Below are 9,531 nucleotides of genomic sequence, written 5' to 3' on the forward strand. Positions count from 1 at the left end.
GGTGCCGCAACGACACCGGGCAGAAGAGAGGAAGGTTACGAGAGCGCAGCGACCACGGACATTTCAACGAGGATTTCCGGCTCGCAGAGCTTGCTCTGCACCGTGGCCCGGGCAGGAGCCACGCCCTTGGGCAGCCATTTGTCCCAGACCGCGTTCATGCCCTGGAAATCGGCATCGATATCCTTCAGGTAGATGGTCACCGAGAGCAGGCGGGTCTTGTCGGTACCGGCCAGGTCCAGCAGGCGCTCGATATTGCCCAGCGTTTCCCGGGTCTGCTGTTCGATCCCGGCGTTCATGTCGTTGCCCACCTGGCCCGCAAGATACACGGTGCCGTTATGGGCAACGATCTGGCTCATGCGTTCATTGGTGAGCTGGCGCTGGATTGCCATGCTTGGCGGTCTCCTGAGTGTATCCGTAACGGGAAATGTCGAGCCCTTCGGGGCTGATCTGCGGCTTTTTGCGCGCCATCAGGTCGGCCAGCAAGCGACCCGAGCCGCATGCCATGGTCCAGCCGAGGGTGCCATGACCAGTATTGAGGAACAGGTTGCGGAACGCTGTCGCGCCGACGATCGGCGTGCCGTCCGGGGTGGTCGGGCGCAGGCCGGTCCAGAACTCGGCCTCGCGCAGGTTGCCGCCCAAAGGATAAAGATCGTTGACGATCATCTCCAGCGTTTCGCGCCGGCGTGGGTTCAGCGACAGGTCAAAACCGGCGATCTCGGCCATGCCGCCGACGCGGATGCGGTTGTCGAAGCGGGTGATGGCAACCTTGTAGGTTTCGTCGAGGATGGTCGAGGTCGGGGCCATGTCCGGGTTGGTGATCGGTACGGTCAGCGAGTAGCCCTTGAGCGGGTACACCGGCGCCTTGATGCCCAGCGGCTTGAGCAGTTGCGGCGAGTAGCTGCCCAGGGCGAGCACGTAGCGGTCGGCGGTTTCCAGCTTGCCGTCGATCCACACGCCATTGATGCGATCGCCGGCGAAATCGAGGCGCTGGATGTTCTGGCCAAAGCGGAACTCGACACCGAGCTTGACGGCCATCTCCGCCAAGCGGGTGGTGAACAATTGGCAGTCGCCGGTCTGGTCGTTGGGCAGGCGCAGGGCACCGGCGAGGATATCGGAGACGTTGGCCAAGGCCGGCTCGACCCGGGCGATACCGTCGCGGTCCAGCAACTCGTAAGGCACGCCGGCCTGTTCGAGCACGGCGATGTCCTTGGCGGCGTTGTCGAGCTGGGCCTGGGTACGGAACAGTTGGGTGGTGCCGAGGCTGCGACCTTCGTAGGCGATGCCGGTCTCGGCGCGCAGCTCGTCGAGGCAATCGCGGCTGTATTCGGACAGCCGGACCATGCGCTCCTTGTTCACGGCGTAACGGTTGGCGGTGCAGTTGCGCAGCATCTGCGCCATCCACAGGTACTGGTCGATATCGCCGGTGGCCTTGATCGCCAGCGGCGCATGGCGCTGCAGCAACCACTTGATGGCTTTCAGCGGCACGCCCGGCGCGGCCCAGGGCGAGGCATAACCTGGCGACACCTGGCCGGCATTGGCGAAACTGGTTTCCATGGCCACCGCCGGCTGGCGGTCGACCACCACGACTTCGAAACCTTGCCGGGCCAGGTAGTAGGCACTGGCGGTTCCGATCACACCGCTACCGAGTACCAGAACGCGCATGTTGTAAACCCTCGAGGCGGCGCACCGCACAATCTTGTGAATGGCATGGATGAGCGCAGTTTAAAAAACTAGAGGCAGTGCATTTCACTATATAAAAACCTATATTTGGCGAGAATTCTCGGCAAAGTCGGCTTTTACAAAGGGGCATCCACTATGAGAACCCAGCACCAAAGCAAGCGCGAGCTGGACAAGATCGACCGCAATATCCTGCGGATACTGCAAAGCGACGGGCGTATTTCCTTCACCGAGCTGGGGGAAAAGGTCGGCCTGTCGACCACCCCGTGCACCGAGCGGGTCCGCCGCCTGGAGCGCGAGGGCATCATCATGGGCTACAACGCCCGGCTCAACCCGCAGCACCTCAAGGGCAGCCTGCTGGTGTTCGTCGAGATCAGCCTGGACTACAAGTCGGGCGACACCTTCGAGGAGTTCCGCCGGGCGGTGCTCAAGCTGCCCCATGTGCTGGAGTGTCATCTGGTATCGGGGGATTTCGACTACCTGGTGAAAGCGCGGATTTCCGAGATGGCGTCGTATCGCAAGCTGCTCGGCGACATCCTGCTCAAGCTGCCCCATGTGCGGGAGTCGAAGAGCTATATCGTGATGGAAGAGGTGAAGGAGAGCCTGAGCCTGCCGATTCCGGATTGATCTTGAGGGCCTCATCGCTGGCAAGCCAGCTCCCACAGGTCCCTTGTGGGAGCTGGCTTGCCAGCGATGAGGCCCGAAGCCTTCACACAAGCACCTGCCGTGTAGTGGCAATGAACTGATGCACCAAGCGCTCCGCACCCGGGTCGATCATCTCCTCCGGCCCCCGCCCACGCGGGCATGGCAAGCGCGGCGTGGTCCCGAACAACCGGCAGATCAACGGCCGTTCCTCATACACCGTGCACCCTTGCGGCCCCAGGTGCACACAGTTCAGCTCGGCCAGCGCCGCCTCCTGCTGCTCGGCACTCTTGCGCGGCAGCCGGGCCATTTCCTCGGTGGATGTGGTCACCGGCCCACAGCAGTCATGACAACCCGGCACGCACTCGAAGGACGGAATCTGCTCACGCAGAAAACGGATTTTGTGACTGTTGCAGGCCATGAAACGGAACCGCCAAAGGAGAGAAGGCCGCTATTTTGCCCGACGGTTGCCTGCGCCCGGAAGCACCACCTATGCTGCCCGCCTCTCCAGCCATTACCCCGGGGACAACATCAAATGCATACCGCTTCCTACTACGCCGCCAGCAGCGTCCCACAGCCGGACTACCCGCGGCTGAACGGCGAACAGCGCTGCGACGTCTGTGTGGTCGGCGGCGGCTATTCCGGCTTGAACACCGCCATCGAACTGGCCGAACGCGGCTTCAGCGTGATCCTGCTGGAAGCACGCAAGGTGGGCTGGGGCGCCAGCGGGCGTAATGGCGGGCAGTTGATTCGCGGTGTCGGCCACGGCCTCGAACAGTTCGAGCCGGTCATCGGTGCCGACGGCGTCAAGCAGATGAAGCTGATGGGCCTGGAGGCCGTGGAGATCGTCCGCCAGCGGATCGAGCGCCACGGCATTGCCTGCGACCTGACCTGGGGCTATTGCGACCTGGCCAACAAACCCCGCGAATTCGACGGCTTCGCCGAAGAGGCCGAAGCCCTGCGCGCCCTTGGCTACCGCCACGAACTGCGCCTGGTACCGCCGGAGCGGATGCATGACGTGATCGGCTCGGATCGATACGCCGGCGGCCTGATCGACATGGGCTCAGGCCACCTGCACCCGCTCAACCTGGCGCTGGGTGAAGCGGCCGTGGCCAGCGCGCTCGGCGTGCAGGTTTTCGAACAGTCGGTGGTCACCCGCATCGACTACGGTCCCGAGGTCAAGGTCCACACCGCCCAAGGCAGCGTCCGCGCCGCAACCCTGGTGCTGTGCTGCAACGCCTACCTCAATGACCTGAACCCCGTGCTCGGCGGCAAGGTACTGCCAGCCGGCAGCTACATCATCGCCACCGAGCCGCTGGACGAAGACCGCGCCCGGCAACTGCTGCCGCAGAACATGGCGGTCTGCGACCAGCAGGTGACAGTGGATTACTTCCGCCTTTCGGCCGACCGCCGCCTGCTGTTCGGTGGCGCGTGCCATTACTCCGGGCGCGATCCGCAGGACATCGGCGCCTACATGCGCCCGAAGATGCTTAAGGTGTTCCCGCAACTGGCGGATGTGCGTATCGACTTCCAGTGGGGCGGAATGATCGGCATCGGCGCCAACCGCCTGCCGCAGATCGGCCGCCTGCGCGAACAGCCCAATGTGTATTACGCCCAGGCCTACGCCGGACACGGCCTGAACGCCACGCACCTGGCAGGGCGGTTGCTGGGCGAGGCGATCAGTGGGCGGGAGAGTGGGCGTTTCGATCTGTTCGCCCAGGTGCCGCATATCACCTTCCCGGGCGGGAAGCATTTGCGCTCGCCGTTGCTGGCGCTGGGGATGTTGTGGCATCGACTCAAGGCGCTGGTTTGAGCTCTTCAATGTTGCTGATGGCCTCATCGCTGGCAAGCCAGCTCCCACAGGTATCGCGTGCACCGCAGACTCTCTGGGAGCTGGCTTGCCAGCGATGAGGCCATCAAAAACGCCACAAGACTTCACTCGCGCCAGAACGGCTTGAGCCCCTCCTCCACCGCATCGGCCTTGCTCAACCCGATGTCCTTCAACTGCGCAGTCGTGAGTTCCAGCAGCGCCTGCCGGGTTTTCCAGCGATGCCTCCACAAGCGCACGGTGCCCATGAACCATGGCCCGCGCAGACGGGCGTTGCGCTGCGCCCGCTCCACTTCGCTGCCATACAGTTTCAAGCGCACATCGCTCAGGCCGTTCATCGCGTCTTCCCTCCAGGGTTTGTAAACCGTGGAGACAGGATGCGCGTGCGGCGAAAGACATTACAGATTCAAACTATCGGAATTTTCTTCATACAGATTTCTACATTTCCTCTCTGAATGATGTATTTTTCCGAAATCTGTACTGGTTATTTCCTACAGCATTTTCCCGGAGTACGACCCATGACCCTGTACGTCAACCTCGCCGAGCTGCTCGGTGCCCGTATCGAACAGGGCCTTTATCGTCCCGGAGACCGCCTGCCATCGGTCCGGGCCTTGAGCCTGGAGCATGGGGTAAGCCTGAGTACGGTCCAGCAGGCCTACCGCCTGCTGGAGGATAACGGCCTGGTGGCACCACGCCCGAAATCCGGCTATTTCGTGCCGCAGCACCGCACCCTGCCCGCCCTGCCGGCAGTCGGCCGGCCAGCCCAGCGCCCTGTGGATATTTCTCAATGGGAACATGTGGTGGAGCTGGTACGCAGCGTGCCGCGCAAGGACATCGTCCAGCTCGGCCGGGGCATGCCCGATGTCAACAGCCCGACCCTGAAACCCCTGCTGCGCAGCCTCGCCCAGCTCAGCCGCCGGCAGGACATGCCCGGCCTGTACTACGACACCATCAGCGGCACCCAGGCCCTGCGCGAGCAGGTCGCGCGGCTGATGCTCGACTCCGGCTGCACCATCGATGCCGCCGACCTGGTGATCACCACCGGCTGCCATGAAGCGCTGTCGGCCAGCATCCGTGCGGTGTGCGAGCCGGGCGACATCGTCGCGGTGGATTCGCCGAGCTTCCATGGCGCCATGCAGACCCTCAAGGGCCTGGGCATGAAGGCTATGGAAATCCCCACCGACCCGCTCACCGGCATCAGCCTCGAAGCCCTGGAACTGGCCCTGGAACAGTGGCCGATCAAGCTGATCCAGGTGACGCCGAGCTGCAACAACCCGCTCGGCTACATCATGCCGGAGGCGCGCAAGCGTGCCCTGCTGAGCCTGGCGCAGCGCTTCGACGTGGCGATTCTGGAGGACGATGTGTATGGCGACCTGGCCTACACCTACCCGCGTCCGCGGACGATCAAGTCCTTCGACGATGACGGACGCGTCCTGCTCTGCAGTTCCTTCTCCAAGACCCTGGCTCCTGGCCTACGGGTCGGCTGGGTGGCGCCCGGGCGTTATCTGGAGCGCGTGCTGCACATGAAGTACATCAGCACCGGCAGCACCGCGACGCAACCGCAGCTGGCGATCGCCGATTTCATCGAGGCCGGCCACTACCAGCCTCACCTGCGGCGCATGCGCGCCCAATACCAGCGCGGCCGCGACCAGATGATCGACTGGGTAGCCCGCTATTTCCCCGAAGGCACCCGGGTCAGCCGGCCCCAGGGCAGCTTCCTGCTCTGGGTCGAACTGCCGGAAGAGTGCGACACCCTGAAACTGAATCGCCTGCTGCTCGAGCAGGGCGTACAGATCGCCATGGGCAGCATCTTTTCCGCGTCGGGCAAGCACCGCAACTGCCTGCGCATGAACTACGCGGCGCGACCGACCCCGACCATCGAGGCGGCGGTGCGCAAGGTCGGGGAAAACGCCATTCGTCTATTGGGCGAGGAAGCGAAGCTCGGGTAACGTTTCGCTGTTTGACGCGGTCTACAGTTCAACTGCCCCGCGACCACGGAATCCACCCTTGACCCATCATCGGCTCCTGCCCCTTCTACTTGTCCTGTTGCTGAGCCTGGGCGGCTGCGCCAGCGTCAGCGTACCCCGCGACGTCAGCCAGGCGATCCCGGCCAGCGAATCGGCGTTCGGCCGCTCGGTGCAGCGCCAGGCCGCAGCCCATGAAGGGCGCTCGGGCTTTCGCCTGCTGCCCAACAGCAACGAAGCCTTCCGCGCCCGCGCCGAACTGATCCGCAATGCGCAAAGCAGCATCGACCTGCAATACTACATCGTTGCCGACGGCCTCAGCACGCGGGCGCTGGTCCACGAACTGCTGGCCGCAGCCGACCGCGGCGTGCGCGTGCGCATCCTGCTGGACGACACCGCCGCCGACGGCCAGGACGGCCCGATCGGCACTCTGGCCGCTCACCCGAACATCCAGATCCGCGTATTCAATCCGCTGCAACTCGGGCGCGCCACCGGCGTTACCCGGGCCATGGGCCGGCTGTTCAACCTGTCGCGCCAGCACCGGCGCATGCACAACAAGCTGTGGCTGGTGGACAACAGCATGGCCATCGTCGGTGGGCGCAATATCGGCGACGCCTATTTCGACGCCGAGCCCAACCTCAACTTCACCGATATCGACCTGCTCGGCGTCGGCCCGGTGGCCGAGCAACTGGGGCACAGCTTCGACCAGTACTGGAACAGCGCCCTGAGCAAGCCCATTGGCGACTTCCTTTACAGCCAGCCCGACGCCGACGATCTGCGCGAAAGCCGCCAACGCCTGGAGCAATACCTGGCCGAAGCACGCACCCAGCGCAAGGCGTTGTACGACCGGCTGATGGCCTATCGGACCCAACCGCGCCTGGACACTTGGCGCAACGAACTGATCTGGGCCCACGGCCAAGCGCTATGGGACGCACCAAGCAAGGTCCTGGCCGACGACGAGCCCGATCCACAGTTGCTGATGACCCGGCAACTCGCCCCAGAGCTCAACGGTGTGCGCAAGGAACTGATCCTGATCTCCGCCTATTTCGTGCCCCGCGAGGAAGGCCTGCTGTACCTGACCAGCCGTGCCGACGCCGGGGTCCAGGTCGACCTGCTGACCAACGCCCTGGAAGCCACCGACGTGCCGGTGGTCCACGGCGGCTACGCGCCCTATCGCCGGGCGCTGCTGGAGCACGGCGTAAAACTCTTCGAACTGCGCCGCCAGCCCGGCGACCCGGGCCAGCCGCGTTATGGCTTCAGCGGCGCCTCGGACTCCAGCCTGCACAGCAAGGCCATCGTCTTCGACCGCCAGAAAACCTTCATCGGCTCGTTCAACTTCGACCCGCGCTCGGTGCTGTGGAACACCGAAGTCGGGGTACTGGTGGACAGCCCCGAGCTGGCGCAATACACCCGCGACCTGGCGATCCAGGGCATGGCGCCGGCGGTGGCGTACCAGGTGGAATTGCGCGAAGGCAAGCTGGTGTGGGTGACCGAGGACAATGGCCAGCTGCACGTGCTGACCACCGAGCCCGGAGGGTTGTGGCGAAGGTTCAATGCATGGATCGCCAAGGCGGTGGGGTTGGAGAAGATGCTTTAGGGTTGACGTCGATTCAATCCAGCCGCCAGCCTTCGTCGCCTTCGACCAGGGTGCCGCCGTGACTGGTGGTGTCGCCCAAACGGGCAACGGCCTTGCCCTCGATCAGGGTGTCGGCCGAGCCGGTCTGGATGACCGCGCCGCAACTGATCGAATCGCCCACGCGGGCGATGGGCTTGCCGTTGAGACGGGCGTCGCTTGCGCCGGTGACGACGTGGCCAGGGCCATGGATAGGGCAGCGGTGTTGATGGCCCAGCAGGACGACTGGTTTCATGGGTGGGTTTCCTTGGTCGAGCGAGCGGTTTTCAGGGTGCGGTCCTTGATTCCAGATCCATATTGGCGGGCCATTTGACTTTGGGGGCCAGCAGCAGGGCGATGTTGAACCAAGAAACATCGTTGTGATCCTTCGGCGGACCGGGTGGCGGCAGGGCATCGGGGCCTTGCTGCATGTAGGTGCAGATGTAAGCCCAGGCATGGGCGTCGGCGCCCATGGTGGTAAGGGAGAAACGGTCGATGACTTCGTTGGTGCCGGGTTTGACGATGGAGAGCATTACGCCGCCCTTGATGACGAGTCCGCCTTGAGCGGTTGCGCCGCGCTTCAGCCAGCGTTCGGCTCGGACTTGGGACCAGTCGTAGGCTACTGGTTCAACCCGCCAGCGTTCGAAGGGGTTCCACCAGCGGTAGTTGAAGTTGTAGGCGTAGATGCGTTTACGGGCGCGGTTGAAGCGGAGGGGCATATCTCTAGGAGGAGCCAGTTCAATTTTCATGCAGAACAAGAACGTCCAGATACCTACAAAGGTAGTGAGTACGAACATGATCCATTCGTCGAAACCGAGCATCCGATAAATTTCTATATGGCTCCAAAACATATCTACCACTAGAAAACCTTGGGCTAGCCCAAGCCAAGTTAACCAGCCCCTTGCGAACGCCGATGCACGCGGCAATTCCAAGAGGACGCTATCCTGATGATTGGGCGCATCAAACCCGAGGGCCGGAGCGACTACTGGTAGTTCGTTTGGACGAGGCAGGTCTTCCTTCCATCCAGAACAAGGCGGAACGAGTTCGGGCTTGTTCAAACAGCTCACCACTTCGCTGGCCCGGGGATCTTGTCTTCCTTCACGATGAACCGGGCTATGCCGAACTCATCATTCTTGTCGGGCCAATACGAAACCTCAAGTTCCAGCGCGTGAAAATCGAGAACCCCCCAGTACGAAATCGCCCCCCTGATCTCGAACGTTTTTGACTCGATATCGTGGTGAATGGTCGGAGCCGAAGTTTTAGGCTCGTAGCCTGGAGTTGGCGCAGGGGCATCCGTACCACCGGAGCCTCCTCCGGCGACGATTCCGCCTGAAGGTTCAGTTGGACGGTACGCCCGCAATGACCATTCATAGCGCGACTTGTCTGCGGCGTACCCGGGCAGGACAAACCTGTAATCGATAGATCCACCTTCTCCTGGCACACCGGGGGCCGGTCTGTGGACGCGATAAGTCACGGCAAGATCAGCTGTCAATCCCAACACCGCAGCATTCAAAGCGCCGATCGCGGTGTCGATGTTCTGCCAATCAGTCCATCGGCGATGTTCCACAGGTAGCCCCCAACGTGAGTGTCGAGCCCATAACTCGAGCGGTTGCGACTCTTTGTTTTTTGCCGAAACCGCAAATCCAAAAGCAACAAGCCCCAGTACTACGGCGACCGCGAGCGGGCCGAGTAGTACTCCTGTCACCCCAAGGGCACCCCAAATTCCAGCAACCGATGATCCGGCTGCAAATAAAGCGGCTCGTTTGTAGGCAACACTTGCTGATTTATCTCCAACCCCATACGCCCGC

10 protein-coding genes and 1 pseudogene are annotated in these 9,531 nt (G+C 63.0%); 4 read left to right on the top strand and 7 right to left on the bottom strand.

What is annotated here, in order from left to right; all coding sequences use genetic code 11:
- Nucleotides 1-35 precede the first annotated feature (35 nt).
- Nucleotides 36-389 (bottom strand): RidA family protein, encoded by a 354-nt coding sequence (locus ACKLLE_RS21955; RefSeq protein WP_009396595.1) that lies wholly within the window; start codon nucleotides 387-389, stop codon nucleotides 36-38.
- Nucleotides 361-1,662, bottom strand: a complete 1,302-nt coding sequence (gene dadA / locus ACKLLE_RS21960) for a D-amino acid dehydrogenase (protein ID WP_064303105.1) — start codon at nucleotides 1,660-1,662, stop codon at nucleotides 361-363. Before dadA ends, ACKLLE_RS21955 begins: the two co-directional genes overlap by 29 nt.
- A 153-nt stretch (nucleotides 1,663-1,815) precedes the next feature.
- Between dadA and dadR the strand changes: the two genes are divergently transcribed.
- On the top strand, nucleotides 1,816-2,304 hold the full coding sequence (gene dadR / locus ACKLLE_RS21965; RefSeq protein WP_009396597.1) for a transcriptional regulator DadR: 489 nt from the start codon (nucleotides 1,816-1,818) through the stop codon (nucleotides 2,302-2,304).
- Between the two features lie 82 nt (nucleotides 2,305-2,386).
- Here dadR and ACKLLE_RS21970 read toward each other — a convergent pair whose 3' ends face one another.
- A complete protein-coding gene (locus tag ACKLLE_RS21970; protein WP_064303104.1) occupies nucleotides 2,387-2,740 on the bottom strand; it encodes a YkgJ family cysteine cluster protein in 354 nt (117 codons plus the stop codon).
- A 114-nt stretch (nucleotides 2,741-2,854) separates the two neighbouring features.
- Between ACKLLE_RS21970 and ACKLLE_RS21975 the strand changes: the two genes are divergently transcribed.
- Entirely contained in the window at nucleotides 2,855-4,132 is a 1,278-nt protein-coding gene (locus ACKLLE_RS21975) for an NAD(P)/FAD-dependent oxidoreductase (protein ID WP_420059059.1), read from the top strand.
- 122 nt (nucleotides 4,133-4,254) lie between these two features.
- Here the strand turns inward: ACKLLE_RS21975 and ACKLLE_RS21980 are convergent, their stop codons facing one another.
- Nucleotides 4,255-4,485: a DUF1127 domain-containing protein gene (locus ACKLLE_RS21980; protein ID WP_064303102.1), complete on the bottom strand. Its 231-nt coding sequence runs from the start codon at nucleotides 4,483-4,485 to the stop codon at nucleotides 4,255-4,257.
- A gap of 180 nt (nucleotides 4,486-4,665) precedes the next feature.
- On the opposite strand from ACKLLE_RS21980, the gene ACKLLE_RS21985 reads away from it, so the two are divergent.
- Together ACKLLE_RS21985 and ACKLLE_RS21990 are read left to right on the top strand one after the other, a co-directional pair.
- Entirely contained in the window at nucleotides 4,666-6,096 is a 1,431-nt protein-coding gene (locus ACKLLE_RS21985) for an aminotransferase-like domain-containing protein (RefSeq protein ID WP_167654038.1), read from the top strand.
- Nucleotides 6,097-6,154: 58 nt separating this feature from the next.
- Complete coding sequence (locus ACKLLE_RS21990) at nucleotides 6,155-7,708, top strand: phospholipase D family protein (protein ID WP_064303100.1); 1,554 nt, start codon at nucleotides 6,155-6,157, stop codon at nucleotides 7,706-7,708.
- Between the two features lie 13 nt (nucleotides 7,709-7,721).
- Here the strand turns inward: ACKLLE_RS21990 and ACKLLE_RS21995 are convergent, their stop codons facing one another.
- From ACKLLE_RS21995 to ACKLLE_RS22005, 3 genes and pseudogenes are all read right to left on the bottom strand, one after another.
- Nucleotides 7,722-7,979 carry a PAAR domain-containing protein gene (locus tag ACKLLE_RS21995; RefSeq protein ID WP_064303099.1) on the bottom strand — a complete coding sequence of 86 codons (258 nt, stop codon included), beginning with the start codon at nucleotides 7,977-7,979 and terminating at the stop codon, nucleotides 7,722-7,724.
- Between the two features lie 31 nt (nucleotides 7,980-8,010).
- Nucleotides 8,011-8,781 (bottom strand): DUF6708 domain-containing protein, encoded by a 771-nt coding sequence (locus ACKLLE_RS22000; protein ID WP_420059060.1) that lies wholly within the window; start codon nucleotides 8,779-8,781, stop codon nucleotides 8,011-8,013.
- 5 nt (nucleotides 8,782-8,786) lie between these two features.
- Nucleotides 8,787-9,531: pseudogene (locus tag ACKLLE_RS22005) on the bottom strand (T6SS effector BTH_I2691 family protein); the annotation flags it as partial.

The organism is Pseudomonas bharatica (genome assembly GCF_048586865.1).
Lineage (GTDB): Bacteria > Pseudomonadota > Gammaproteobacteria > Pseudomonadales > Pseudomonadaceae > Aquipseudomonas > Aquipseudomonas bharatica.

Coding starts and splice junctions, on each gene's coding strand:
- ACKLLE_RS21980 (WP_064303102.1), bottom strand. CDS start 4,485: ATGAACGGCCTGAGCGATGTGCGCTTGAAACTGTATGGCAGCGAAGTG.
- dadA (WP_064303105.1), bottom strand. CDS start 1,662: ATGCGCGTTCTGGTACTCGGTAGCGGTGTGATCGGAACCGCCAGTGCC.
- ACKLLE_RS21985 (WP_167654038.1), top strand. CDS start 4,666: ATGACCCTGTACGTCAACCTCGCCGAGCTGCTCGGTGCCCGTATCGAA.
- ACKLLE_RS21995 (WP_064303099.1), bottom strand. CDS start 7,979: ATGAAACCAGTCGTCCTGCTGGGCCATCAACACCGCTGCCCTATCCAT.
- dadR (WP_009396597.1), top strand. CDS start 1,816: ATGAGAACCCAGCACCAAAGCAAGCGCGAGCTGGACAAGATCGACCGC.
- ACKLLE_RS21975 (WP_420059059.1), top strand. CDS start 2,855: ATGCATACCGCTTCCTACTACGCCGCCAGCAGCGTCCCACAGCCGGAC.
- ACKLLE_RS21955 (WP_009396595.1), bottom strand. CDS start 389: ATGGCAATCCAGCGCCAGCTCACCAATGAACGCATGAGCCAGATCGTT.
- ACKLLE_RS21970 (WP_064303104.1), bottom strand. CDS start 2,740: ATGGCCTGCAACAGTCACAAAATCCGTTTTCTGCGTGAGCAGATTCCG.